25 protein-coding genes are annotated in these 23,329 nt (G+C 67.5%); 15 read left to right on the top strand and 10 right to left on the bottom strand.

The features are described from left to right. The first annotated feature begins 2 nt into the window (after window positions 1-2). The 7 genes from ACP3TD_RS00625 to ACP3TD_RS00595 all read left to right on the top strand — a co-directional run bounded on the left by ACP3TD_RS00625 (window position 3) and on the right by ACP3TD_RS00595 (window position 6,282). Entirely contained in the window at window positions 3-704 is a 702-nt protein-coding gene (locus tag ACP3TD_RS00625; RefSeq protein ID WP_426764845.1) for a 3-oxoacid CoA-transferase subunit A, read from the top strand. A gap of 1 nt (window position 705) precedes the next feature. Further along, window positions 706-1,407: a 3-oxoacid CoA-transferase subunit B gene (locus tag ACP3TD_RS00620; RefSeq protein WP_426764844.1), complete on the top strand. Its 702-nt coding sequence runs from the start codon at window positions 706-708 to the stop codon at window positions 1,405-1,407. An 11-nt stretch (window positions 1,408-1,418) separates the two neighbouring features. Beyond that, window positions 1,419-2,228: an IclR family transcriptional regulator domain-containing protein gene (locus ACP3TD_RS00615; protein ID WP_426764842.1), complete on the top strand. Its 810-nt coding sequence runs from the start codon at window positions 1,419-1,421 to the stop codon at window positions 2,226-2,228. A 177-nt stretch (window positions 2,229-2,405) separates the two neighbouring features. Beyond that, complete coding sequence (locus ACP3TD_RS00610; RefSeq protein ID WP_426767098.1) at window positions 2,406-3,575, top strand: Re/Si-specific NAD(P)(+) transhydrogenase subunit alpha; 1,170 nt, start codon at window positions 2,406-2,408, stop codon at window positions 3,573-3,575. After that, a complete protein-coding gene (locus ACP3TD_RS00605; protein WP_426764841.1) occupies window positions 3,575-3,910 on the top strand; it encodes an NAD(P) transhydrogenase subunit alpha in 336 nt (111 codons plus the stop codon). The genes ACP3TD_RS00610 and ACP3TD_RS00605 overlap by 1 nt, the downstream gene beginning before the upstream one ends. Beyond that, window positions 3,907-5,280 (top strand): NAD(P)(+) transhydrogenase (Re/Si-specific) subunit beta, encoded by a 1,374-nt coding sequence (locus ACP3TD_RS00600; RefSeq protein ID WP_426764840.1) that lies wholly within the window; start codon window positions 3,907-3,909, stop codon window positions 5,278-5,280. Before ACP3TD_RS00605 ends, ACP3TD_RS00600 begins: the two co-directional genes overlap by 4 nt. Before the next feature lie 81 nt (window positions 5,281-5,361). Further along, entirely contained in the window at window positions 5,362-6,282 is a 921-nt protein-coding gene (locus ACP3TD_RS00595; protein WP_426764838.1) for a diacylglycerol/lipid kinase family protein, read from the top strand. Here ACP3TD_RS00595 and ACP3TD_RS00590 read toward each other — a convergent pair. Beyond that, entirely contained in the window at window positions 6,266-7,105 is an 840-nt protein-coding gene (locus ACP3TD_RS00590) for an ACT domain-containing protein (RefSeq protein WP_426767097.1), read from the bottom strand. The genes ACP3TD_RS00595 and ACP3TD_RS00590 overlap by 17 nt on opposite strands. A gap of 165 nt (window positions 7,106-7,270) precedes the next feature. Between ACP3TD_RS00590 and ACP3TD_RS00585 the strand changes: the two genes are divergently transcribed. The 3 genes from ACP3TD_RS00585 to ACP3TD_RS00575 all read left to right on the top strand — a co-directional run bounded on the left by ACP3TD_RS00585 (window position 7,271) and on the right by ACP3TD_RS00575 (window position 10,470). Next, window positions 7,271-8,341, top strand: coding sequence for an FUSC family protein (locus ACP3TD_RS00585; protein WP_426764837.1), 1,071 nt, complete (start codon window positions 7,271-7,273; stop codon window positions 8,339-8,341). A 94-nt stretch (window positions 8,342-8,435) separates the two neighbouring features. Further along, complete coding sequence (locus ACP3TD_RS00580) at window positions 8,436-9,179, top strand: IclR family transcriptional regulator (RefSeq protein ID WP_426764836.1); 744 nt, start codon at window positions 8,436-8,438, stop codon at window positions 9,177-9,179. Between the two features lie 103 nt (window positions 9,180-9,282). Then, the gene (locus ACP3TD_RS00575; RefSeq protein WP_426764835.1) at window positions 9,283-10,470 is read left to right on the top strand and encodes a 4-hydroxybenzoate 3-monooxygenase; all 1,188 of its coding nucleotides are present in this window, start codon (window positions 9,283-9,285) and stop codon (window positions 10,468-10,470) included. A 5-nt stretch (window positions 10,471-10,475) separates the two neighbouring features. Here the strand turns inward: ACP3TD_RS00575 and ACP3TD_RS00570 are convergent, their stop codons facing one another. Continuing rightward, window positions 10,476-11,015 (bottom strand): TetR/AcrR family transcriptional regulator, encoded by a 540-nt coding sequence (locus ACP3TD_RS00570; protein ID WP_426764834.1) that lies wholly within the window; start codon window positions 11,013-11,015, stop codon window positions 10,476-10,478. Window positions 11,016-11,083: 68 nt separating this feature from the next. Between ACP3TD_RS00570 and ACP3TD_RS00565 the strand changes: the two genes are divergently transcribed. Further along, the gene (locus ACP3TD_RS00565) at window positions 11,084-12,139 is read left to right on the top strand and encodes an FAD-dependent monooxygenase (protein WP_426764833.1); all 1,056 of its coding nucleotides are present in this window, start codon (window positions 11,084-11,086) and stop codon (window positions 12,137-12,139) included. Between the two features lie 15 nt (window positions 12,140-12,154). Here ACP3TD_RS00565 and ACP3TD_RS00560 read toward each other — a convergent pair whose 3' ends face one another. From ACP3TD_RS00560 to ACP3TD_RS00540, 5 genes are all read right to left on the bottom strand, one after another. Then, the gene (locus ACP3TD_RS00560) at window positions 12,155-13,981 is read right to left on the bottom strand and encodes an ABC transporter permease (protein ID WP_426764832.1); all 1,827 of its coding nucleotides are present in this window, start codon (window positions 13,979-13,981) and stop codon (window positions 12,155-12,157) included. Further along, window positions 13,978-15,060 carry an ABC transporter ATP-binding protein gene (locus ACP3TD_RS00555; protein WP_426764831.1) on the bottom strand — a complete coding sequence of 361 codons (1,083 nt, stop codon included), beginning with the start codon at window positions 15,058-15,060 and terminating at the stop codon, window positions 13,978-13,980. Before ACP3TD_RS00555 ends, ACP3TD_RS00560 begins: the two co-directional genes overlap by 4 nt. Before the next feature lie 49 nt (window positions 15,061-15,109). Then, complete coding sequence (locus tag ACP3TD_RS00550; protein WP_426764830.1) at window positions 15,110-16,183, bottom strand: extracellular solute-binding protein; 1,074 nt, start codon at window positions 16,181-16,183, stop codon at window positions 15,110-15,112. A gap of 169 nt (window positions 16,184-16,352) precedes the next feature. Further along, window positions 16,353-16,787: an acyl-CoA thioesterase gene (locus ACP3TD_RS00545; RefSeq protein ID WP_426764829.1), complete on the bottom strand. Its 435-nt coding sequence runs from the start codon at window positions 16,785-16,787 to the stop codon at window positions 16,353-16,355. Between the two features lie 60 nt (window positions 16,788-16,847). Continuing rightward, complete coding sequence (locus ACP3TD_RS00540) at window positions 16,848-17,351, bottom strand: GNAT family N-acetyltransferase (protein ID WP_426764828.1); 504 nt, start codon at window positions 17,349-17,351, stop codon at window positions 16,848-16,850. A 165-nt stretch (window positions 17,352-17,516) separates the two neighbouring features. On the opposite strand from ACP3TD_RS00540, the gene ACP3TD_RS00535 reads away from it, so the two are divergent. Then, a complete protein-coding gene (locus ACP3TD_RS00535) occupies window positions 17,517-18,035 on the top strand; it encodes a MarR family winged helix-turn-helix transcriptional regulator (protein WP_426764827.1) in 519 nt (172 codons plus the stop codon). Window positions 18,036-18,156: 121 nt separating this feature from the next. On the opposite strand, the gene ACP3TD_RS00530 is transcribed toward ACP3TD_RS00535, so the two are convergent. Further along, complete coding sequence (locus tag ACP3TD_RS00530; RefSeq protein ID WP_426764826.1) at window positions 18,157-18,318, bottom strand: hypothetical protein; 162 nt, start codon at window positions 18,316-18,318, stop codon at window positions 18,157-18,159. A gap of 12 nt (window positions 18,319-18,330) precedes the next feature. Between ACP3TD_RS00530 and ACP3TD_RS00525 the strand changes: the two genes are divergently transcribed. Beyond that, a complete protein-coding gene (locus ACP3TD_RS00525) occupies window positions 18,331-19,206 on the top strand; it encodes a serine/threonine-protein kinase (protein WP_426764824.1) in 876 nt (291 codons plus the stop codon). Window positions 19,207-19,231: 25 nt separating this feature from the next. Here ACP3TD_RS00525 and ACP3TD_RS00520 read toward each other — a convergent pair whose 3' ends face one another. Together ACP3TD_RS00520 and purB are read right to left on the bottom strand one after the other, a co-directional pair. Continuing rightward, window positions 19,232-19,906 (bottom strand): histidine phosphatase family protein, encoded by a 675-nt coding sequence (locus ACP3TD_RS00520; RefSeq protein ID WP_426764823.1) that lies wholly within the window; start codon window positions 19,904-19,906, stop codon window positions 19,232-19,234. 143 nt (window positions 19,907-20,049) lie between these two features. Continuing rightward, complete coding sequence (gene purB / locus ACP3TD_RS00515) at window positions 20,050-21,492, bottom strand: adenylosuccinate lyase (protein WP_377202376.1); 1,443 nt, start codon at window positions 21,490-21,492, stop codon at window positions 20,050-20,052. Between the two features lie 161 nt (window positions 21,493-21,653). Here purB and ACP3TD_RS00510 point away from each other — a divergent pair, with 161 nt between their 5' ends. Together ACP3TD_RS00510 and ACP3TD_RS00505 are read left to right on the top strand one after the other, a co-directional pair. Further along, on the top strand, window positions 21,654-21,956 hold the full coding sequence (locus tag ACP3TD_RS00510; RefSeq protein ID WP_426764822.1) for a hypothetical protein: 303 nt from the start codon (window positions 21,654-21,656) through the stop codon (window positions 21,954-21,956). Then, window positions 21,956-23,326, top strand: coding sequence for a hypothetical protein (locus ACP3TD_RS00505; protein ID WP_426764821.1), 1,371 nt, complete (start codon window positions 21,956-21,958; stop codon window positions 23,324-23,326). Before ACP3TD_RS00510 ends, ACP3TD_RS00505 begins: the two co-directional genes overlap by 1 nt. Window positions 23,327-23,329 lie beyond the last annotated feature (3 nt).

The raw sequence follows: 23,329 nt of genomic DNA, 5'->3' as shown, positions 1-23,329 counted from the left end.
ACATGCTGAATTTTGTTGATTCGGTCCGGGAGGCAGTGGCCGGGATCCAGGACGGCTCCACCGTGATGATCGGCGGGTTCGGGAACGCCGGGCAGCCGTTCGAACTGATCGACGCGCTGCTCGAATGCGGGGCGACGGGCCTGACGGTGGTGAACAACAACGCCGGACAGGGCGACCAGGGCCTGGCGCTGCTGATCAAGGAAGGCCGGGTGCGGAAGATGATCTGTTCGTTCCCGCGGCAGTCCGATTCGTGGCACTTCGACGCCAAGTACAAGGCCGGGGAGATCGAACTCGAGCTGGTGCCGCAGGGCAACCTGGCCGAACGGATCCGTGCCGCAGGGGCCGGGATCGGCGGGTTCTTCACCCCCACCGGGTACGGGACCATGCTCGCCGAGGGCAAGGAAACCCGGATCATCGACGGCCGCGGGCAGGTCTTCGAAACACCGATCCACGCCGACGTCGCCCTGATCAAGGCCCTGAAGGCGGACGGGAAGGGCAACCTGGTCTACCGCAAGACCGCACGGAACTTCGGTCCCATCATGGCAGCGGCGGCGAAGCACACCATCGTCCAGGTCTCCGAGATCGTGCCCACCGGTGGCCTTGACCCGGAAAACATCGTCACCTCCGGGATTTACGTCAACAGCATCGTGAAGGTGGCCGGCAGCGGCGCCGGCACCCCAACCGCAGAAGGGCAGGTGGCCTGAGATGAGCCTCACCGAAACGTCCATCCAGACCTCCCAGACCCCGCTGGGCCGGGACGACCTCGCCCGGCTCGTGGCCCGCGACATCGCCCCGGGATCCTTCGTGAACCTCGGTATCGGCCAGCCCACCCTGGTGTCGAACTACCTCACCGAGGAACAGAACATCACCCTCCACACCGAGAACGGAATGCTCGGCATGGGCCCCGCAGCCGTTGGGGACGAGATCGACGGCGACCTGATCAACGCCGGCAAGATCCCCGTCACCGAACTCCCCGGCGCCTCGTACTTCCACCACGCCGACTCGTTCGCGATCATGCGCGGCGGGCACCTGGACATCTGCGTCCTCGGCGCGTTCCAGGTCTCCGCCACCGGTGACCTCGCAAACTGGCACACCGGGGCGCCGGGGGCGATTCCCGCCGTCGGCGGCGCCATGGACCTCGCCACCGGCGCCAAGGACGTCTTCGTCATGATGACCCTCCTGACCCGCGAAGGCGCGTCGAAGATCGTGGAGTCCTGCACCTACCCGCTCACCGGCGTCGGCTGCGTCACCCGCGTCTATACCGACAAAGCCGTGTTCCTCACCGGCCCCGACGGCGTCACCGTCCGGGAAACCTTCGGCACCACCCTCGAAGAACTCCAGGAACTCCTCCCCATCCCCCTCAAGGCCGCGCCCGCCGCCGGACGCCGGGGCCCGGGCGCACCCTAGGATTGGTAACCATGACCGACGCCGTCCGCACGGACACCCAGCCACCGCAGGCCAGCGACCAGTACGTCCAGTCGCTGGCCCGCGGGCTGGCCGTAATCCGGGCCTTCGACGCCGACCGGCCTGTCATGACCCTCAGCGAGGTGGCGGGCCAGACCGGCCTGACCCGGGCTACGGCGCGGCGGTTCCTGCATACCCTCGTGGAGCTGGGATACGTCCGGACGGACGGGAAGACGTTTGCCCTCACGGCCAAGGTTCTCCAGCTCGGCTACGCCTACCTCTCCGGGCTGTCCCTGCCGCAGCTGGCCCAGCCGCACCTGGAAGAGCTGTCCCTGAAACTGGGGGAGTCGACGTCGGCCGCTGTCCTGGACGGCGTGGACATTGCCTACATCGCCCGGGTGACCACGCGCCGGATCATGACAGTCGGCATCACCGTGGGGACCCGCTTCCCCGCCTACGCCACCTCCATGGGACGGGTGCTCCTTGCCAACCTGCCGGCCCCGGCCCTCAAGGAATACCTGGCCGCAGCGGACATCAGGCCGCTCACGCCCCGGGCCCTGGGGACGGTCCCGGAGCTGCTGGCCGTGCTGGAGACCGTCCGGGCGCAGGGCTGGTGCCTGCTGGACCAGGAACTGGAACCCGGCCTGATGTCCGTGGCGGCACCGGTGTTCGACGGAGCCAAGGTGGTGGCGGCGGTCAACGTGTCGCTGCAGGCCCAGTCGGTGGCAGCCCGGGAGGACCCGGAAGCCTACCTGGCATCCGTGGCGCAGGAGATTACGGCCACCGCCAGGCTCATCTCCGCGGACCTCACCGCCCGCGGCTGATTCCCCCGGCCAGGCAACAGCCGGGCCCAGCACGGCACATCCCGAAGGTAACTGTTTGCCACCCAAGCCCGACGCACTACTCCCGCAGCAGCAGCGTGCGCTCTAGACTCAACCCAACTGTGCGCAGCAGAGCGGCTGCCGCAAGACTGCCGGACACGGCAGGAAGGGAGCGTGCGGGTGAAACTGGGCATTCCGCGGGAGCGCCGGGACGGCGAACGGCGCGTGGCCGCCACTCCTGACACGGTGAAGCAGCTGGCCGGCCTGGGCCTGGACGTCCTGATCGAGGCGGGCGCGGGCGCCGCCGCAGGGCACCCGGACCGCGAATACACGGATGCCGGCGCCGCCGTCGTTCCGGAACTGGACACCGGCGCCGTGGATATCCTGGCGTACGTCCGCCCCCTGGACCCGCACACGGCCGCCGGACTGAAAAGGGGAGCGGTCACCGTGGGGCTCGCGTCGACGTCATCCGAACTGCCCACCGTGCAGGCGCTAGCGGAGGCGGGCGCCACGTCCTTCGCCCTTGAGCTGGTGCCGCGCATCTCCCGCGCCCAGTCCATGGACGCGCTCAGCTCCCAGGCCCTGGTGGCCGGCTACCGCTGCGTGCTGGAAGCCGCCATCCGGCTGCCTAGGTTCTTCCCCCTCTACATGACCGCCGCCGGTACGGTCCCGCCGGCCCGGGTCCTGGTCCTCGGCGCCGGCGTGGCCGGGCTGCAGGCGATCGGCACGGCCAAACGGCTCGGCGCCCGGGTGTCCGCCAATGACATCCGGCCCGCCTCCGCGGACGAGGTCGCTTCCATGGGCGGCATCTTCATTCGGCTGGACCTGGAAACAGCGGAGGCTGCCGGCGGCTACGCCCGGCAGCTCAGTTCCGACGCCGGCACCCGGCAGCGGCAGTTGCTGGCGCCGCATGTGGCGCAATCGGATGTCCTGATTACGACGGCGGCCGTGCCGGGCAGGCGGGCGCCGCTCCTGGTGACCCGGGACATGGTGCAGGGCATGCGGCCGGGATCGGTCGTCGTCGACCTCGCCGCGGAGTCCGGCGGGAACGTCGAGGGAGTGGTTCCCGGCGAGGACATCGCCGTCCCCACCGCCGATGGTGCCGGCCACGTGACCCTGGTGGGACTGAAGGACCCGGCCTCCGCCATGGCGTCCGATGCCTCACGCCTCTATGCCAAGAACGTGGCCAACCTCCTGGCGCTGATGGTCCGTGACGGGGAGCTCGTCCTGGACTTCGGTGACGAGGTGGTGGCGGGGGCCTGCTTTACCCACGCCGGCGAAGTGCGGCACCGGCCCACCGCAGAGCTGCTCGGTGAAACAGCCCGGGCCCGGCAGGAAGGGGTGCTCTGATGGACGGAATGAGCCTGCTGACCATCACGGTCCTGGCAGTATTTGTGGGATTCGAAGTGGTGTCCAAGGTTTCCAGCACCCTGCACACCCCGTTGATGTCCGGCGCCAACGCCATCCACGGCATCATCCTGGTGGGTGCCATCATCGTTGCCGGCCAGGCCACGGACCCGTGGGTGCTCGCGGTGGCCCTGCTCGCGGTCGTCCTGGCCACAGCCAACCTGGTGGGCGGCTTCGTGGTGACGGACCGGATGCTGCACATGTTCCACGCGAAGAAGGAAATTCCGCGCACGAGCCCCGCGCAGTCGGGTGCCGCGCCAAAGGCGGACGGCAAATGAGCATCCTTGACCCCGCCTGGACCGCCCTGCTCTACCTGGCCGCCGCGGTCTTCTTCATCCTCGCCCTGCGCGGGCTCAGCTCCCCGCGGACCGCGCGCCGCGGCAACCTGATCGGCGCCCTCGGTGCACTGATCGCCGTGGTCACCGTCTTCCTGTCCGCCCGGCTCGAGAACATCCCCTGGATCCTGGGCGCCATCGCCGTGGGCTCCGCGGTGGCGGCGCCGGTGGCACGGCGCGTGAAGATGACTCAAATGCCCCAGCTGGTGGCGCTGTTCAACGGTGTGGGCGGCGGTGCGGCGGCGCTGGTGGCGCTGCTGGAACTGCCCCCCGCGGACGGTCCCTGGGTGCGGCTGGCCATCGTGTTCACCCTCCTCGTGGGTGCGGTCTCCTTCGCCGGATCCGGGGTGACGTTCGCCAAGCTGCAGGAACTGATGACCACGCGGCCGGTGGTGTTTCCCGGCCTGCCCGTGGTGATGGCCGCGGTACTGCTGGCATCCGTGGCGGCCGCCATCGCCGTCGTGATCACCGGATCCACGGCGTTCGCGGTGGTGCTGCTGGTCCTGGGCCTCGCGGCCGGTGCCCTGCTGGTGCTGCCGGTGGGCGGCGCGGATGTGCCCATTGTGATTTCGCTCCTGAACGCCTTCACCGGACTGGCCGTCGCGGCGTCCGGCCTGGTGCTGGGCAACGTGCTGCTGGTGGTGGCCGGCACCCTGGTGGGGGCGTCCGGCACCATCCTCACCCGCGCCATGGCGGCGGCGATGGGCCGCAGCGTCGCGGGCATCCTGTTCGGGGCATTCCGGGGAGGCTCGACGGCGGGATCCACCGCCGTGAGCGACCGCCCGGTACGCTCATCCACGCCTGAGGACGTGGCGGTACTCCTGCGGTATGCGCAACGGGTGATCATCGTGCCCGGCTACGGGCTGGCGGTGGCGCAGGGGCAGCACACGGCGGCGGAACTGGCGCAGGCACTGGAAGCCCGTGGAATCGAGGTGGACTTCGCCATCCATCCCGTGGCGGGCCGGATGCCCGGGCACATGAACGTGCTCCTGGCCGAAGCCAACGTGCCCTACGAGTCGCTCAAGGAAATGGTGGAGATCAACCCCGAGTTCAAGACCGCGGATGTGGCCCTGGTGGTGGGCGCCAACGACGTGGTGAACCCCGCGGCCAAGACCTCCTCCGGCTCACCGATTTACGGCATGCCCATCCTGGAGGTCTCCGCCGCGCGCCAGGTGGTGTTCCTCAAACGTTCCATGCGCCCTGGGTTCGCCGGGATCGAAAACGAACTGCTGTACGAGCCGCAGACCTCCCTGCTTTTCGGGGACGCCAAGGAATCCCTCGCCCAAGTGCTGGGGGCGGTCAAGGCCCTATAGCCGGACTTGGCCGGAAGGCTGCGGCGGGCAGGTTACTCTTCTCTCAGAAGCTTGCTTTCCATTCCGCCACTGAAGGACGCCATGACTGCCAACAGCTCCACTTCCCCCAAACGCGCCGCCATCATCGTCAACCCGGCCAAGCCGGTGGAGTTCGATGTGCGCGGCCTGGTGGCCAGGCACTGCGTGGAAAACGGCTGGGGCGAAGCCATCTGGCTGGAAACCACCAAGGAGGATCCCGGTGTGGGCCAGGCGAAGGAAGCCCTGGAGCAGGGAGCGGACATCGTCATCGCGGCCGGGGGAGACGGCACCGTCCGGTGCGTGGCCGAGGTCCTGGCGGGCGGGGACGTCCCCATGGGCCTCCTTCCTTTGGGCACGGGAAACCTTTTGGCCCGCAACCTGGGCATGGACGTCACGGATTACGACGGCGCCATGGCCGGGGCCCTCAGGGGCACCGAACGCAAGATCGACGTGGTCCGCGCCAAGCGCAACGATCCGGACAAGGAACAGCTCTTCCTGGTGATGGCCGGCGTGGGCTATGACGCCACCATCATGGCGGACACCAACGAGGACCTGAAGGACAAAGTGGGTTGGCTGGCCTACGTTGACGCCGGAATCCGCAACCTGCCCGGCAAGCCGGTCAAGGCCACCGTGGTGATCGATGGCGAGACGGTGGTGCACCGCGGCGTCCGCAGCGTGATGGTGGGCAACTGCGGCAAGGTCCAGGGCGGCCTGGAAATCTTCCCCGATGCCAAGGTGGACGACGGGCTGCTGGACATTGCCGTGCTGGCCCCGCACCACGGCAAGCTGGGCTGGCTCTCCGTGCTGGCAGGAATGATCGGCAAGGGCCGCGGCAAGGACACCGCTGTGGAGTACTTCCAGGGCAAGACCGTTGAGATCACGCTGGAACATAAGGACGACTACCAGCTGGACGGGGACCACGAGGGCGAGGGCAAGCACGTCCTGATGACCATGGAGCCGGGCGCACTCACCCTCCGGATGTAGCCTCCCGCCTGTATGCCAGGATCTCCGCGAGCTCGGCCAACCGGTGGGCGCGCGCCGATTCGGCCGGGGTGAAGGGCTCGCCCGGCCGGGCGAAGACGAGGGGCCCGTGCCATGCCGTGGGGACCTTGAGGTGGGTCCCGTCGTCGGGCATCTTCACGGGAACGCCCGACGCCGGCGCGATCCGCGCGCCGAGCAGCTCGGCCACGGCGAGGGGCAGTTCGTCCGGGGCGTCGGCGATCCGCGCCGCGAGGCTGAGCGCCCTGGTCTGGCCGTCGGCCATGGCCAGCGCGGTGGTGGGCCACACGTGCGCCCGGCTGCCGCCGCCGTCGTGCAGTGCCTCCAGCAGCTCCCGCTCACCCATGGTGCCGGGGGCGGACAGCACAAACTCATCCAGCACGCCGCCCGGGACCGGATGGACGTGGATGCCCAGGATGTTGATGCCGTTCCGGGCCAGGGTGCCCGTGATTTTCTCCAGCGAACCGGGCTCGTCCCGCAGGACCGTGCGGGCCCGCCACAGGGCCGGCGCGGCTCCCAGCGTCCGCCGGTGGCGCAGCGCCGGAGCGTGCAGCCAACTTCGCAGGATCCGGGCAGCGGAGGGTTCGGCCACCCAAATCACCAGCACTGTAGCCGTCAGCGTGAGCACCAGCACCTTCGCCACATACGGCAGGTGGGTTTCCACCACCACGGCATGGACCAGCAGCTCGATGGGCAGCATCACGGCCACGTTTGCTGCGGTCAGGCGGGCCTTGGGCGGCTCGGGCATCATGCCGCAGACTTCGCAGCTCAGTTCGGCGGCGGGCGTGGCCCGTGGTGCGCGCTTCATGACCCAAGCATTCGTGGATGCTGTTTCTGCCGCGTTGCCTGCTGATTCCATTCAAGGGAATTTAAAGGGAGGTTTCGGCGGCCTCCACCGTACGATTTACCAGGAACGTCAGTGCGGCCGGCCGCCCATCAGGAAAACCGGTAACCGCAGGAAGGCGCCGCCCACGTGAAGCTGCTTGCTGAAATGTTCAGCATTGGTCCAGGCAACAAGGACCACCACCCCGCCCTCCGCTGCGCCACCGGCGTGTTCGTCCCGCTGATCACCCTGGTGCTCCTGGGCCGGCTGGACCTGGCCATTTTCGCCTCCTTCGGCGCCTTCACCGGAATCTACGGCCGCGGCGAACCGCACGCCGCCCGCTTCGCGCTGCAACTGCGCGCCGGGCTCCTGATGCTCCTGGTGATGCTGCTGGCCGCCCTGTCCGCCCGGATCGAAACGGCGTGGGGCCTTGACCGCACCGCCACCACCTGGCTCCTGGTCCTCGCCACCACCCTGGTGGCCGGTGGCTGTTCCGTGGCCATTTCCTGGCTGCGGCTGCGCCCGGGCGGGTCCCTCTTCCATATCTTTGCCTTCGCGGCCATCGCCTCCATCCCCAACCAGCCGCCACTGTGGCAGGGCATGCTGGTTGCGGTCCTCACCACCATGCTGTGCCTGCTGATCGGCTTTTCATCCCGGATCCTGCCCAGCCACCGCACCCCGTGGGCGTGGCCGCCCCGCATCCGGCGCACGACGGCGGAGAAGCGCACCGCCTGGCTTGAGGGCCTCGGCTACCTGGTGGCGGCGGGCCTGGCAGGAACGCTGGCCACCTGGGCCGGGCAGCAGCTGGGATTCGGGCATAACTACTGGGCCATGGTGGCCGCGGTGGTGCCTCTGGTGGGCCACACCACCCGGCACCGGATCCGGCGAGGCGTCCAGAGAATCGTCGGCACGGTCCTTGGCCTGCTGGTCCTGGCGGCGGTCCTGTTGCTGGGACTGGAGCCGTGGCAGACCGTGCTGGTGATGGCCCTCTGCCAGTTCGGCGCGGAGATGTTCATCATCCGCCAATACCTGCTGGCCCAGGTCTTCGTGACGCCACTGGCCCTCATCTCAACCCTGCTGGTGGTCCCCGCCTCGCCGTCCGCGCTGCTGCGCGACCGCATCATCGAAACCGTCATTGGTGCCGCCGTGGGCATTGCCGTGGTGCTGGCTCCCGCGGCGTGGCGCCGCCTGAGGCCGGGCCAGCGTACGACGCCGGCCTGACCGCCTTCCAACCCCGGCTGGCCTTCCGGGGCGCGGGCCCTCCGGGGGACGGGCCGCGGTACGCTGGACTTCCCATTGAACGGAAGGTGTGGCGGTGGCGAACTCACAGTCGGGCGATTCGGTGGTGGACCGGATAGTCCGGCTGATCTCCGCCTTTCCGCAGGACGTCGGCGCCCTGCAGCTTTCCGACCTGGCCGCACGGGCAGGGCTGCCGCTGACCACCACGCACCGGCTGGTGGGCCAGCTCGCCGGCCACGGGCTGCTCGAGACTGAGCCGGGCGGCATGGTCCGGCCGGGCCTCCGGCTCTGGGAGCTGGTAAACCGTGCCTCCCCGGCTTTGGCACTGCGGCAAGCGGCCATGCCGTTCATGGAGGACATCCAGCACGTCCTCAACCAGAACGTGAACCTGGCGGTGCTGGACGGGTGGGATGCCTTGTTCGTGGAGCGGCTCTCGCGGCGGGGCTCGGTGGCCAACCGGGCACAGGTGGCAGGCAGGATGCCCATCCACATCTCCTCAGCCGGACTGGCACTGATGGCGCACCGGGAGAAAGGGCTCCAGGCCAGCTACCTTGCCCAGTTTTCCGATCCCGAAGGCAGGCTGACCAGCGGCGATGTGCGCACCCTCCTGGCCGAGACGTCGCACCAGGGGTTCGCCCAGCTGAAGGGTGTGGTGGATCCGGACACCTGGGGCATTGCCGTGCCCGTCCTCAACCGCCGCCAGCGCGCAGTGGCCTCGCTCGGCGTCGTGGTTCCGCTCCAGGAGATGCGGCTGCAGGCGCTGGTGCCCGCGCTGCAGACGGCGGCGCGGGGCATTGCCCGCCGCCTTGCGGATTCTTGAACCATTCAACGGAATCGATGTAACGCCGGTCACTGCAGGTGGCCCACACTGGGTGCCAAGCAATCCTCTGGCCCCCGGGCCCGCAACGAAGCGAGACGCAGCCATGGCACGGAAAACCATCACCACCCAGGTAGCCATTATGGGCGCCGGCCCGGCCGGGCTCATGCTCTCCCACCTGCTGGCCAAGGCAGGCATCGAATCCACGGTGATCGAAGTCCGCAGCCATGACGAGATCGCCCGCACCGTTCGCGCCGGGATCCTGGAGCACGGCACCGTCAACCTCCTGGTGGACAGTGGTGTCTCGGATCGGGTCCTGACCCACGGCGACCGGCACGACGGCATTGAACTGCGCTTTAACGGCGAGAGCCACCGGATCGACTTCAAGGACCTCGTGGGCGAGTCCGTGTGGCTCTACCCGCAGACGGACGTGTTCACCGATCTTGCCGCACGCAGGATGGATGACGGCGGCGACGTCCGGTACAGCGTCAGGGACACCTCCGTCCACGACCTGGAGGGCAAGCCGAAGGTCTGGTTCACCGACGCCGACGGGACCGAATGCGAGATCCAGGCCGACTTCCTGGTGGGTGCCGACGGTTCCCGCAGCCACTGCCGGTTCCAGATTCCCGAGGCCAACCGCAAGTGGTACTTCCACGAGTACCCGTTCGCCTGGTTCGGTATCCTGGCCGAGGCGCCGCGCAGCTCGGACGAACTGATTTACGCCAACTCCGCCAACGGCTTCGCACTCATCAGCCAGAGGACCGAGGCCGTCCAGCGGATGTACTTCCAGTGCGACCCCAAGGAAAACGTGGCCGCGTGGGACAATGACCGGATCTGGGCGGAGTTCCGCAGCCGCGTCAACGGCAATGGCTTCGAACTGAAGGAAGGCCCGGTCATCGAGAAGATGGTGCTGCCGTTCCGCAGCTTCATCCACACTCCCATGCGCCACGGCAACCTGTTCCTCGCCGGCGACGCCGCGCACACGGTCCCGCCCACCGGCGCCAAGGGCCTGAACCTGGCCATCCACGACGTCAAGGTCCTTTTCGAGGGGTTGGACAGCCACTACAACTCCGGTTCGGACAGGCTTCTGGAGTCGTACAGCGACCGCGCGCTGGAGCGGGTCTGGAAGGCCCAGCAGTTCTCCTACTGGATGACCACCATGCTCCACACCCCTGCCGACGCAGACGATTTCTCACGCGCCCGCCAGCTCGGCGAACTCAACTCGGTAGTCTCTTCGCGGCACGGCATGGCCTACCTCGCCGAGGCGTACACCGGCTGGCCGGGCCGCGGCTAAGGCCGCTACGGGCCCAGCAGGCGCCGGATGGTGGCGGCGACGGCGGCCACGTCCGGCTGCTCGTCCCGCCTGACGGTGAGCAGGTGGAGCAGCAGGCCGTCGCCGTAGTCCGCCACATCCCGAGCGCGGGCTGCCGCATCCGCTGCGCCCATGGCGGCGAGGGTCAGTTCCAGGTTGCCCACCAGCAGGTGGTGGCCGGCGGTCACGGCTTCTGGACGGTCCAGCGAGAAGGCCATCCGTGCCCGGCTCATACCCCCATGCTGCCTGGCCAAGGCCACTACCGTGGCCGCCAGCTGGCCGGCGAGTTCCTCGACGTTCCGTGGCGGTCCTGCCGCCCCCTGTTCCCGCAGGAGTCCGGCGTCCAGTTCCAGCAGCCGCTCCAGCACGGCGTCCACGAGAGTGGCCCGGCTCCGGTAGTAATTGGAGGTGGTTCCTTCGGCGAGCTCCGCCGCGGCATCCACCGCCCGGTGGGTCAGCCCCTTCATCCCCTTGTCCGCCACCACGGCCAGGGCGGCGTCGAGGAGCTGGGTGCGGCGGTCGGGCATGGCCCCAGTCTAGTAATAGGGGGCACCGGCATCTTCCGGGGCTACTACAAAAGTAGTAAGTTGGGCCCATGGAGACGATCTCGATAGTGGGCGGCGGCATCGCAGGGCTGGCCCTGGCCGCGTGCCTGGACCCGGAAAAGTTCAGGGTGACTGTTTACGAGAAGCGGCCTGAGCAGCCCACCGTGGGCAACGCCCTGGGAATGTGGCCCAACGCCCAGCGCGCGCTGGCACGGCTCGGCATCCTTGACGAAGCGAAGGCGGTCAGTCCGGTGATCGGCAGCGGGTCTGTGCGCGATGGGCAGGGCAGGCCCTGGATCACGGTCAATACGGGAGTCATGTTCGGCATCTCCCGGGTGGACCTGCTGCGGCTGCTCAATGCCGCCGTGCCGGAGACAGTCCACCGGGTCACCAGCAACGTCCACGGCATTCCCGCGGACGGCGGACTGGTGGTGGGCGCTGACGGAGTGCACAGCGTGGTCCGCCGGGAGGCGTGGGGTGCCGCCACGGAGGCCCGCCTCACGCCGTACCTGGCCCTCCGCGGGACCCTTCCCACGTCCGTCAGCCAGGATGAGGTGGGCGAATACTGGGGCCGCGGCGATCTCTTCGGCATGGCCGCCGCCCGTGGCGGGTCCTTCTGGTACGCCAGTTACCGGTCGGGGGCGGGCCCCTACGGCATTGACCCCGCGTCAGTACTGGACCAGGCCCGGGAGCGCTACGCCACCCACGCGCCGGCCATCCGCCGCACCCTGGCAGCAGCCACCCCCGGGGAGTGCCTCGTCCAGCGGCTCTGGACCGTTCCGCGGCTGGGCTCCTATGTGCGTGGCCGTACCGTGCTCATCGGCGATGCGGCGCACGCCATGATGCCCACCCTGGGCCGCGGCGCATGCGAATCCCTGGTGGATGCGGTGACGCTCGGCGACCTCCTCAACACCCTGCCTGAAACCCAGGCGCTCCGTGCTTACGACAGGCAGCGCCGGCTCCGGACCCGCGCACTGGGCCTGGCGTCCACGGCAATGGGCCGCATCGCGCTCGCGGACGGTGCGCAGCCCTTCCGGGACCGCCTGCTCGGCCTGGCCCGACGGCGGAACCCGCGCGCCGCCGTCGTCCGCGGTTCTGCGGGCTGATCCGCACCCTTGCTGTCACAGCACGGGTGCGGCAGGGACCTTGCTATCGGCGCCGGACGCTGCTGGTCCGGCGGCCGGCGGCAGATGAACGGTCTCGAGGCCGCCCGACGGCGGAACCCCCGGCAGGCGCTTCCGGCTGCGCCGTTTCCCGGACCGGCCATAGACGAGGTACATCGTGACGCCGGTGATGACCATCAGCAGCACGGTGTACACGAACGTGTTCGCCACCCCGTCAGTGCCCTCCGCACCGTCCGTGTTTGCCTTGATGACCAGGCCAAGTGGCTGGACCAGCGGGTGGGCAAGGAAGATGGCGGTGTCGTAATCGTCCAGAAGGCTGTTGAAGTTCAGGGCGGTGATGGCCGCTGCTGCCGGGAGTACCAGCGGCAACAGGACCCGGCGGAACACGTACAGGGTCTTGGCTCCCATGATGGCGGCCGCTTCCTCCAGCGAGGAATTCACGGAGGCGAACGACGCCTTCAGCATCCGCAGCGTGAAAGGGATCTTCACGGTGACGAACGCGATCAGCAGAATCACCGTGGTCCCGGTCAGGACCGCCCCGCCCACCAGTGGATTCGGGTGGTCGTAGCTGATGATCAGGCCCAGCGCCAACAGGGCGGACGGCAGGATCCAGGGGATATGCAGCAGGTACTCAAAGACGGACGCCACCCAGTTCCGGTACTTCTGCAGCAGCCGGGCCACGAACAGCAGGCCGCCCACCGCGATCACAGCCGCCAGTGCGCTGTACACCACGCTGACGACGAACGGCCGCAATCCGGCCGGCTGCGTCAGCACCCGGACATAGTTATCCAGCGTCAGGCTGCCCGCCGAGAGCTGTCCGGTCTGGATGGCGGCGCCGTCCGCGAAGGAGTACAGCACAATGAGCACCACCGGCAGCGTGTACACCGCGAACAGCAGATACGCCACCGCGTGGACGGCCACGTTGGCCACCGGGTTGGTGATGTCCTGCTTCTGCAGTTCCGAGGACACCTTGGAAACGGAGAAGTACGTGCCGCCCTTCTCCAGCCGGGACATCACCGCCAGCATCACCATGGTGGCCAGGCCCAGGATGACGGCCAGAAGGGCAGCCAGATCGCGCGATGTGGGGCTGTTGGTGAACGTCAGGATCATGGGCGTGATGGTCTGAAATTCCCGTCCACCCAGGACCTGCGGCGCGCTCAGGGCGCCGAGCCCGGTCAGGAAGGACAGGATGGTGACGGCGAACAGCGTGGGCTTCAGCATGGGCAGGACGATCCGCCGCAGAATGGTCCACGTCGAGGCGCCAAGGTTCTTCGCCGCTTCGATGGTCTGGTAATCCACCCCCTTCAGCGCGTTGGCCACGAACAGCATGTGGTTGGTGGTGGTGGCAAACGTCATGACCACCAGCACGGCGAAGAAGCCGGAGAACCAGGAAGGGTCCATGGAGGGGAACACCTGCAGCAGCAGTGAGGTGACGATTCCCTTGTCCCCGTAGATGAACTTGTACCCCGCCGCCAGCACGATGCCGCCGTAGATGAAGGTGGTGGCGTAGCCCAGGAACAGGACCCGCGAGCCCCGGATCCGGAAGTAGTACGTCACCAGCACAATGAAGATTCCCACGGCGTTGACCGTGATGGACAGGGCCACCGCCAGCAGGAAGCTGTTACCCAGTGCCTTCATGGCGCGCTGCGAGGAGAACAGCTTTTCGGCCGCACGCCCCGAAAAACTTCCGTCCGGGAAGAAGGTTGCAACCAGGACGTTGATGTTGGGCCACACCAGGAATGCCGCGATAAACCAGGTGAGGATGACGCCCACCACCAGGACGAACGGGGAGCGGACCATCGAACGGACTGGAGTTCCGCTCATGGCAGGGCGACCGCCTGGTCCTGCTCCTGCCGGTCCTGCTCCTGAAGGGCCGCGCCTGTGTCCGGGTGGTACTGCAGGATGTGGTCCGGCCGCACGTAGACGGTGGTTTCCTTGCCCGGTTCGGGGTGGGCGCCGCCGTCCTCGCGCACCAGCAGGCGGATGTCCGCGCCGTGGCTGCGCACCACGTACCTGCTGTGCAGGCCGTGGTAGGTGCGGGACAGCACCTTTGCGGGAAGTCCGACGGCGGGACCGCCTCCCGCCGGCGCGTCCAGGGACGCCTTTTCCACCCGCAGGTAGGAGCTCGCCCGGGTGCTGAGCTGGGCCCCGGATGCAGCGTTGACCTGCGCCACGAATTCCGGTGTCAGGGTGGAGCTGTCACCAATGAAATTGCAGACGAATTCCGTGGCAGCGTGGTCATAGATCTCCTGCGGCGTGCCCACCTGCTCCACCACGCCCTTGTTGAACACCGCCACCCGGTCGCTCATGGCCAGGGCCTCATCCTGGTCGTGGGTGACATAGACGGTGGTGATGCCGAACTCGCTTTGCAGGTCCTTGAGCTGCTGCCTGAGCTGGTGGCGGAGCTTGGCATCGAGGTTGGACAGCGGCTCGTCCAGCAGCAGGATCTTGGGCCGCAGGACCAGTGCCCGGGCCACCGCCACCCGCTGCTGCTGCCCGCCTGAGAGCTCGGCGACGTTCTTGGACAGCTGCTCGTCGCTGAGTTCCACCCGGCGTGCGATGTCCCGGACCATCCTGTCGCTGTCGGCGCCCTTCTCTTTCCGGACGCGCAGTCCGAAGGCGATGTTCTCCCACACGCTCATGCTGGGAAACAGGGCATAGTTCTGGAACACCATGCCCACCTGCCGCTTGTCGCTGGGAAGCCGGGTGACATCCTCGCCGTCCACTGTGACCGTGCCCCCGGCCGGCTGGATGAAGCCGGCCAGGGTGCGCAGCGCCGTCGTCTTTCCACATCCGGAGGGCCCCAGCAGCGTGAAGAACTCGCCGGGCCGGACGTGCAGGTCCAGGTGCGGGATGGCGGTGAAGTCGCCGAAGGAAACTTTGATGCTGTCCAAGCGGATCATGGCAAACCTGTCTGTGGAACTCGGGCGGAGGCGGACGGCTGGCGCCGGGCTACGTCATGTACTCGAGTTCGATCTTCTCCACCCAGGCGCCCATGTTCTCCTGCACGAACTCCCAGTCGATGTCCTGCTGCTTGAGGTCCGCGAAGAAGCCCACCACCTCGGGGTTGGCCTGTGCCTGGGCCGACTTGTTCACGGGCATGGAGTTGAACTGCTTGGCGAACTGGCCCTGGACGTCGGCACTGCCGAACCAGTCGATGAACTTCTGGGCCTGGTCTTTCTTCTTGGTGCCTTTCACGAGTGCGATCTGCTCCACCGCGAGGGGGACGCCAACAGAAGGTATGACGGTCTCCACGTTCACCTTGAAGGACTTTTCCCGGTCGGCAATGATCGAGGACGGCATCTGCCCCATATCCACCTCGCCCGAGGCGATGCGGGCGAACAGATCGGTCTTGGCCACGGCGGGGCTGCCGTTCTGGAAGTACTGTTCCACCTGCTTCCAGCCCTCATCTGAGATTCCGAGGTCGCCGGAGTCGTCACGGTACCGGCTGAGGATGCCGGCGAAGACGAGTTGGGCAGTGGCGGTGCCAAGGCCGGTGACCCGCTCGTAGCGGGCCTTGAACTCGTCCTTGGTCCACAGGTCAGTCCAGTCCTTCGGGGCGGCATCCTTGGAGAACTTGTCCGAGTTGTAGCCCAGCAGGATGGCCTGCTTCACCAGCGGCCAGTACGTCTCGCCGTCCGCCAACTGGGTGTCCACTTCCCCGGCCCAGGCAGGCTTATAGGGTTCCAGCGCGTCCGCGGCCTTGACCTGGGAGAAGTACATGTTGTTCAGCCCGAAGGCGACGTCCGCGATGGGGTTGTTCTTTTCGGCGATGAGCTTGTTGGTGGCATCGGCGCCGCCGGCCCCCACAATCTCGATCTTGAATCCGGCTTCGCCTGCCTTCTGGGTCAGCCAGTCCCCGCGGCCTTCGCCGTTGGAGTTGGTGTACACCACCAGGGTGTCGCCGGATCCTCCGGCCGGGGCGGAAGAAGCCTCGCCCGAGGCTCCGGGTGAGGCCTCTCCGCCGCATCCGGCAAGTAGGGTGACGGCGACGGCGGCGGCAACCAAGGTCTGTAATTTACGCACGATCAGGACTCATTTCTGCACTGGAACCGGAGCATGTCCGCACAGCCTATAGCCGGGCATGCGGAATACGGGGCTGCTATTGCTATCGATTCGATAAACAGCCCGGCTGCCTAAGTTGGTCCAGCGAAGAAAACGGCTGGTGGTTTAGGAATGAACGCGGGGTAAAGCGTCAGTCCTGCTGCCGTGTTTCCGTCAGGTGGTGGGTGGGGATCCTGTCCCGGTCGTAAGTGATGTCGGTGTATCCGTGCGGTTCCGGTTTGCCGGCGTTGTCGAGGTTGACGAAGACAATTTCCTCGATGGTGAGGATGCTCTGCCGGGTGATCATGTTGCGCACTTCCGCCCGCATTGTCAGCGAGGTCCGGCCGAACTTCGTGGCGGTCAGGCCCATTTCAATCAGGTCGCCCTGGACGGCGGAGCTCACGAAGTTGATTTCCGAAATGTACTTCGTGACGGCCCGGCCATTGCCCAGCTGGAGGATGGCGTAGATGGCGGCTTCCTCGTCGATCCACTTCAGCAGGCTTCCGCCGAACAGGGTCCCATTGGCGTTGAGGTCTTCTGGCCGGACCCATTTGCGGGTGCGGAAGGTGATGTCTGCTGTTTCCATAGGCCGAGATTAGCCGAGGCCCGTGAGTCCGCATGCAGTGTGACGCCCCACGTTTGAGCGCTATGCCATGGCCGTGTGGGCTGCGCTGTGCGAGTCGATGCTCTTGGCGTAGCAGGACGAATGCTTGACGCCAATGTAGGGGCCGAAATTGGGCACCGGCTCGAAACCGGAGTTCTGGTAGAAGTTCCGGCCGTCCGATTGGGCCGAGCCCGCCTCGGCCTTGATGCGGGTGATGCCTTGCTTGTACGCCTCCGCCTCCAGGGCAGCGAGGACGGAACTGGCCACGCCGGAGCCGCGGGTATACGGGACCACGTAGAGTCGCTTGATTTCGGCGGTGCTGGCATCCAGCAGCCGCAGCCCGCCGCAGCCCACGGGCTGGCCGGACCCCTTGTCGTACGCCACGAGGAAGACGGCGCAGTCAGCCTCCGACGGCGGAGGGCCGGGTTCGTGGTCTGGCGTACCGAAGCGGGCGTCGAGTTCGGCCTGCTGCGCGCGCCGAAGGTCTGCTCCCACAGGGTGGGACCAGGCAACCTGCCTGATGTTCAGCCGCGGATTGGTCTGCATGTAGGCCTCGATTCGCCGAAGGGTTATGCAGATCAAGGCTAGGAGCGGCGGGTTACGCGGGTGTTTCCTGCGGGTAAGGGTCCGGATAACGTCATATCCGCTGAGCAGAGGTAGCACCCGCAACTAGCTTGGCCGTCTAGTTAGCAGTTGGCCTAAGATATAGGCATGGCTTCTACAGGCAACGAGGGCTCCGGCTACTGGTATGGACCCGACGGGCAGCTGGACTACGGAGCGGCGGTCCTCAAGTCGCTGCGGGACTATCGGGCGGCGGAGACCATAATCCGCAGGTCCACCCGCGACTCCATGGGCATGGGCGAAACCGATATCCTCGCCCTCCGGTACCTCCTGCGCGCACAGGCCTCCGGCAGGACGGTGGTTCCCAAGGACCTCAGCCAGTTCCTTGGGATCACCAGTGCCTCCACAACCTCCCTGATCGACAGGCTGGTGTCCAGTGGGCACGTCCGCCGCGAGGCCCACCCTTCGGATCGGCGCTCGGTGGTTGTCGTTCCCACCGTGGAGTCGGATACGGAGGTCCGGGAAACCCTCGGCGCCATGCACCGGCGGATGATGTCCGTCGCGGAGTCGCTCAGCGCCGAGGAGGCACGGATCGTCGTCGCGTTCCTGCAGCGGATGGCGGATGCCATTGGCGTCGTGGAAGAAGAACGCCACAAATTATCTAGCTAAACTAGCTAGTTCTTCTAGTTATATGTATGCTTAGGATCAGCCCGAGAATACTGCCTTATGGAGTAGTGAGCGCGTTGATCACTTTTGAGAAGACCTCTGCTGGGGGAGCAGAGCATACCGTTCACTGCGGCACGCCCATGGAGCTGGTGACGCCCGCAGTGGGGCGGGCTGCCATGGGGTACTCGTTCGACCCGGACGGCTTCATGCCGGTAAAGCTCCCGCCGGTGTGGCGCTGCCAGTGCGGTTTCCAGCTTGATGCCTGGGTACCGTACGGCGGACCCATTCAGGCGTCCCGGTGATCGCCGGCCGCTTCCTGCTCCGGGAGCGGTTGGGCCGCGGTTCCATGGCCGAAGTCTTCCGGGCTGTGGACGTGGCGGGAGGTCCGGACGTGGCCGTCAAGGTGGCGGCCGACAACTCGGACAAGCATCATCGGCGCATCCACAACGAGGCAAGGGTGCTCGCGTCGCTGCGGCACCCGTCCATCGTCAGGTTCATCGATCAGGGAGTCATGCCGGCCGGCACCTATCGCCCGGGGCATGCCTTCATGGTTGAGGAGCTGGCGTTGGGAACCAGCCTCTCCGAAGCTGTGCGATCCGACCGCCACAGCGCCGACGTCGTAGCGGTGTGGGCGCGGAGCATCTTCAGCGGCCTGGCCCACCTGCACGGCGCGGGACTGGTGCACCGGGACATCAAGCCGGGAAACCTGATGCTGAGCGGCCTCCGGCGAAGCCCGGTCCGGGTCATCGATTTCGGCATCGCGGCTTTGGCGGGCACGGCTCCGGAGCCGGGAATCTCGTCCGGAACAGTCCATTACATGAGCCCGGAACAGGCTGCAGGCGGGGTTGCCGATCCCGCCTGGGACGTCTATGCCGTGGGCCTGGTCCTGCTGGAACTGCTCACCGGATCCAAGGCGTTTCCAGGGACGGCGGTGGAGTCGCTCGTGGCAAGGACGCTCAGGAGTCCGCACATACCCGAGTCCTTGGGGCCGCGGTGGCACCACTTCCTGAGCTCGCTGACGGCAATGGAAAGCGGCGAACGCCCGACGGCGGACGTCGCTTCCGCGACGGCCGCGCGGTTGGTTCCCCCGGCTCCGGCCGCCTCACCAGTTCTGCGCGGTGCTCCGAGGGTTCGGCTGGCAGCGGCCGCGGCGGCGTGCGTGCTTCCCCGGTAGCAGGCCAGTCGCCGGGAAGCCGGCGCTACGGGCGGCTGACGTCCTGCCCCGTGGGATCTTCGGCCGTGGGATCGGCCAGGGCCAGGCCGCCCACCGGGCTGCCTGCCCAGTGGATCAGCTTCCAGCCACTGTCCGGATCGCCCTCCACCGCCACGATTCCGGTGTTGGCCAGCACATGCTTGGCCGCAAACTCATGATCGATGCCCTCGGCGCGGAGCCCTGCCCAGGTCCTGATGGCGGCGCCATGGCTCACCACCGCCACCGTGTCCCGCTGCCCGGCAGTCCTTTCGATGACCCTCGCAATGGCGGCATCGAACCGGTTGAAGAATGCGTGGCCGTCGGGACCTGCGGGCATCCGGTTATCCAGGTCGCCTGCGGCCCAGGAGATCACCGTGCCCATGTAGCGCTTATGTGACTCATGGTCCGTCAGCTTCTCCAGCGACCCGGCCTCGATCTCGTGCAGCCCGTCCAGCACCGTGACCTCCAGGCCGTGCAGCCGGCCCAGCGGCGCCGCGGTAATCTGCGTGCGGACCAGGGTGGAGGCGTAGAGCGCCCGGATGGGTTCGTTAGCCAGCGACCGCGCCATGGCCTCTGCCTGCCGTTCGCCCAGTTCGGTCAGGCCCGGACCCGGGTGGGCGGTGTCCAGTTGGCCAAGGACGTTTCCGGGAGTCTCTCCGTGGCGGATGAGCAGCAGCTTCATGCCCTCCAGTTTCGCACTCCCTTGCGGTGCCGCCGAAACGGCCGGCACCCAGGCCCGGACACCAGGCCGTGGCGAAACGAAAGGCGCCGGACCCTCCCGGACCCGGCGCCGCCGTCGTACTTGTGGAGGTAGCCCCCGAACGCTTACTTGAGGTGGTCCACCAGCTGGTCCGCGATGCCCGTGTACTTGCCGGGCGTCAGGGCCAGGAGCCGGGCCTCGGCGTCGGCGGAGAGGCCCAGGCCCTGCACGAATTCCTGCATCCGCGCGGCGTCCACACGGTTGCCGCGGGTGAGATCCTTGAGCCGCTCGTAGGGGTTTTCCATGCCCTCGACGCCGGCAATCGCCTCTGCGCGCATCACCATCTGGATGGCCTCGCCCAGGACTTCCCAGTTGGTGTCCAGGTCCCCGGCCAGCACGTCCTCGGCAACGTCAAGGCGCTCCAGGCCCTTGGCCACGTTGGAGATGGCCAGGAGGGAGTGGCCGAATGCCACGCCGATGTTGCGCTGGCTGGAGGAATCGGTGAGGTCCCGCTGCCAGCGGGAGGTCACCAGGGTGGAGCCCAGGACGTCCAGCAGGCCTGAGGAGATCTCCAGGTTTGCCTCCGCGTTTTCGAACCGGATGGGGTTGACCTTGTGCGGCATGGTGGATGAACCGGTTGCGCCCGCCACCGGGATCTGCGCGAAGTAGCCGATGGAGATGTAGCTCCAGATGTCCGTGCAGACGTTGTGCAGGATGCGGTTGAAGCGCGCCACGTCGGCGTACAGCTCGGCCTGCCAGTCGTGGCTTTCGATCTGCGTGGTCAGCGGGTTCCAGGTCAGCCCCAGGCCCTCCACGAACGACTTGGAGACCTGCTGCCAGTCGGCCCCGGGGACGGAAGCGACGTGCGCGGCGTAGGTGCCGGTGGCACCGTTGATCTTGCCCAGGTATTCGGTCTTGGCAATGCGGTCCAGCTGGCGGGTCAGGCGGTGAGCGATGACCGCCAGTTCCTTACCGAGCGTGGTGGGGGTGGCCGGCTGGCCGTGCGTGCGGGACAGCATGGGCACGGCGCGGTTGTCCTCGGCCATCGTGCTGATCTGTGCCACCAGGGCGCGGGCTGCGGGCAGCCACACGTCCTCCACAGCGCCCTTGACGCCGAGCGCGTAGGAAAGGTTGTTAATGTCCTCGGACGTGCAGCCGAAGTGGACCATGGCGGTCAGGTTTTCGATGCCGATGGCGGGGAGGCGGCGGCCGATATAGTACTCCACGGCCTTCACATCGTGCACGGTGACGGCTTCGATTTCGGCCAGTTCCGACACGGAAGCGGCATCGAATTCCGTGACGACGGCACGTAGCTGCTGCTGCTGTTCCGCGGACAGGGGGCCCGCCCCGGGGAGGACGTTGTTGCTGGTCAGGTGGATCAGCCATTCAACTTCGACGGCCACGCGGTCCCGGTTGAGCGCTGCCTCTGACAGGTAGTCCACCAGCGGGGCCACTGCCGGCTGGTACCGGCCGTCCAGGGGGCCCAGGGCGATTTTTTCCGTGGACGCGGCGAGGGCCAGGCGTCCTGAGGGCGTGCGGGTGTCAGCTGTGGCGGCAGTTTCAGGCATGTGCTGATTCTTTCACGAACTGCGGCGGCGCCTTAAGTGGGCCGCTTACGTTACTTATCCACATGGCCGACGGCGGCACTTAGGCCGGTGCGCCGTCTTCCGTAGCGTGGGCCCCGTCAGCAGGTAAGCAAAGGTCCGGGGTGCCCGGGGAAAGAGGCCACATGGGAAACATCCTGGGGGATGGACTGCCGGGCGCCGCCGAGCATGTTGCCGCTGATTTGTTGCCGCTCGTGAACCGGCTTGCACGGTGCGGGGCGCGCGTCGAGGAGGCCCTGGCCGGTCTGCGGGACATCCAGATGCTTGACTGGCAATCGCCGGCCGGGCGGGCGTACCGGGACACGGTGGGCCGGCAGGGCGCAGCCCTGCGCCACGCAGTCGACGCACTGGAGGTGGCGAGGGCCGCCGTCGCGAGGCATGCTGAGGACACTGTGGCGGCGGCCGCCAGTGCCTGCAGGATGCCCTGATGGACCTGGCGGAGGAGGCCTATCCCGAGCCCGTCAGGCTGACCGGTGCGTCGCGGGACGGCCACCTGAGCATTCGGGGTGGCAGCAGCGGCATCGGGGTCCAGCTCGAGGAGTTGACTGCGGGCGCCGAAAAACTTGAGGCTTTGGCCGGTGACCTGGCCGCAGTGGAACAGGAGGCCGGACGAATCCTGGACCAGCTCTGCTGGGCTGACCGGCAGCCGCCCTGGTCCGCTTCCGGGCACATCGCGGCAGTGCGGGACGGCCAGTGGCGGGTCCAGGCAAGCCGGGCAGAGCTGCAGCGGATCAGCTGCCAGGTCCGTGCCTGCATGCGTGATTACCAGGATGCGGAGTGGCGGGCCAACGTGGGAAGAAGCCTCGGAATCGCCGCCATGACGGAGACCGGTCTTTCGTGGGGCACCATGGCAGCCACCGGCGTTCCGGACCGGCGGGTCACCGAGAACGTCATTGCCATGATGCAGTTGGCGGCGCCCCAGGTGCAGGCAGTGAACGAACATGCCCCCTTGATCCGGGATGCCTTGATGGCTTTGGTGGCAACCTTCATCCCGCGGCAGATCACGCTGCGGAAGCAGGAAACGGTCCAGGTGGACCTTGACACGTCACCTGCAGGCTTGCTGGCGCGGCTTCAGGAAGTGGAGGCCCGCGGCGCCGGAGCCATCGAGGTCCTGGAAGTGGATAACGGCGGCGAAAAGGCCTACGTGGTCATTGTTCCGGGGACCCAGGCTGCCGGAAAGGACGCCGGCGGTGACAACCCCTTTGATGAGGCGGGCATCGTGGAGTCCATGCTGTACAACTCCCGGGAAGTGAACGAGGCTGTCCGCGCGGCGCTCGACGAAGCTGGAGCGGAAAAGGGCGCTTCCGTGGTTGCTGTGGGTTACAGCCAGGGCGGCATCCATGCCATGAACATGGCAGCGGATCCCCGGGTGCTGAAGCAGTACGACGTGAAATATGTCCTCACCGCCGGGTCGCCCGTGGCGGGGATCCAGACCCGTGAGGACGTGGAGTCCCTCCACCTTGAGCACCAGGCGGACTGGGTTCCCGGCAGCGACGGTGCCGCCAACCCCGAAACCCGCAACCGGGTGACAGTATCGGTGGACACGCCGATTGAGTCCGGTGGGGACAAGGGCCTTGGTCCCGGCCACCGCCTGGGCGGGTACCAGGACGCCGCCCGGCTGGTGGCGGCGAGCGATGATCCGTCCCTCGTACACTCCACGGCGGTCCTGGGCGGTGTGCTTGGTGCCGGGGGAGCGGCCACGGCCACGCGCTATTCCCTGACGCGGGCCAAGGGCCCCTCCACTACCCTTGCGCCGCCGGATCCCCGCGCCCACGAGCGCCACCTTGGCGGGCGCTAGCCG

It is taken from the genome of Pseudarthrobacter sp. 1G09 (genome assembly GCF_050038305.1).
In the GTDB taxonomy this organism is placed as follows: domain Bacteria; phylum Actinomycetota; class Actinomycetes; order Actinomycetales; family Micrococcaceae; genus Arthrobacter; species Arthrobacter equi.
The sequence above is the reverse complement of the archived record's forward strand: the minus strand, read 5'-3'. Positions and strand labels throughout refer to the sequence as shown.

What these genes read in the sequence shown, in the direction of transcription:
- ACP3TD_RS00540 (WP_426764828.1), bottom strand. Translation starts at nt 17,351, where the DNA reads ATGCAGACCAATCCGCGGCTGAACATCAGGCAGGTTGCCTGGTCCCAC.
- ACP3TD_RS00595 (WP_426764838.1), top strand. Translation starts at nt 5,362, where the DNA reads ATGACTGCCAACAGCTCCACTTCCCCCAAACGCGCCGCCATCATCGTC.
- ACP3TD_RS00575 (WP_426764835.1), top strand. Translation starts at nt 9,283, where the DNA reads ATGGCACGGAAAACCATCACCACCCAGGTAGCCATTATGGGCGCCGGC.
- purB (WP_377202376.1), bottom strand. Translation starts at nt 21,492, where the DNA reads ATGCCTGAAACTGCCGCCACAGCTGACACCCGCACGCCCTCAGGACGC.
- ACP3TD_RS00620 (WP_426764844.1), top strand. Translation starts at nt 706, where the DNA reads ATGAGCCTCACCGAAACGTCCATCCAGACCTCCCAGACCCCGCTGGGC.
- ACP3TD_RS00505 (WP_426764821.1), top strand. Translation starts at nt 21,956, where the DNA reads ATGGACCTGGCGGAGGAGGCCTATCCCGAGCCCGTCAGGCTGACCGGT.
- ACP3TD_RS00605 (WP_426764841.1), top strand. Translation starts at nt 3,575, where the DNA reads ATGGACGGAATGAGCCTGCTGACCATCACGGTCCTGGCAGTATTTGTG.
- ACP3TD_RS00590 (WP_426767097.1), bottom strand. Translation starts at nt 7,105, where the DNA reads ATGAAGCGCGCACCACGGGCCACGCCCGCCGCCGAACTGAGCTGCGAA.
- ACP3TD_RS00565 (WP_426764833.1), top strand. Translation starts at nt 11,084, where the DNA reads ATGGAGACGATCTCGATAGTGGGCGGCGGCATCGCAGGGCTGGCCCTG.
- ACP3TD_RS00625 (WP_426764845.1), top strand. Translation starts at nt 3, where the DNA reads ATGCTGAATTTTGTTGATTCGGTCCGGGAGGCAGTGGCCGGGATCCAG.
- ACP3TD_RS00535 (WP_426764827.1), top strand. Translation starts at nt 17,517, where the DNA reads ATGGCTTCTACAGGCAACGAGGGCTCCGGCTACTGGTATGGACCCGAC.
- ACP3TD_RS00600 (WP_426764840.1), top strand. Translation starts at nt 3,907, where the DNA reads ATGAGCATCCTTGACCCCGCCTGGACCGCCCTGCTCTACCTGGCCGCC.
- ACP3TD_RS00530 (WP_426764826.1), bottom strand. Translation starts at nt 18,318, where the DNA reads ATGGGTCCGCCGTACGGTACCCAGGCATCAAGCTGGAAACCGCACTGG.
- ACP3TD_RS00615 (WP_426764842.1), top strand. Translation starts at nt 1,419, where the DNA reads ATGACCGACGCCGTCCGCACGGACACCCAGCCACCGCAGGCCAGCGAC.
- ACP3TD_RS00545 (WP_426764829.1), bottom strand. Translation starts at nt 16,787, where the DNA reads ATGGAAACAGCAGACATCACCTTCCGCACCCGCAAATGGGTCCGGCCA.
- ACP3TD_RS00570 (WP_426764834.1), bottom strand. Translation starts at nt 11,015, where the DNA reads ATGCCCGACCGCCGCACCCAGCTCCTCGACGCCGCCCTGGCCGTGGTG.
- ACP3TD_RS00560 (WP_426764832.1), bottom strand. Translation starts at nt 13,981, where the DNA reads ATGAGCGGAACTCCAGTCCGTTCGATGGTCCGCTCCCCGTTCGTCCTG.
- ACP3TD_RS00555 (WP_426764831.1), bottom strand. Translation starts at nt 15,060, where the DNA reads ATGATCCGCTTGGACAGCATCAAAGTTTCCTTCGGCGACTTCACCGCC.
- ACP3TD_RS00510 (WP_426764822.1), top strand. Translation starts at nt 21,654, where the DNA reads ATGGGAAACATCCTGGGGGATGGACTGCCGGGCGCCGCCGAGCATGTT.
- ACP3TD_RS00520 (WP_426764823.1), bottom strand. Translation starts at nt 19,906, where the DNA reads ATGAAGCTGCTGCTCATCCGCCACGGAGAGACTCCCGGAAACGTCCTT.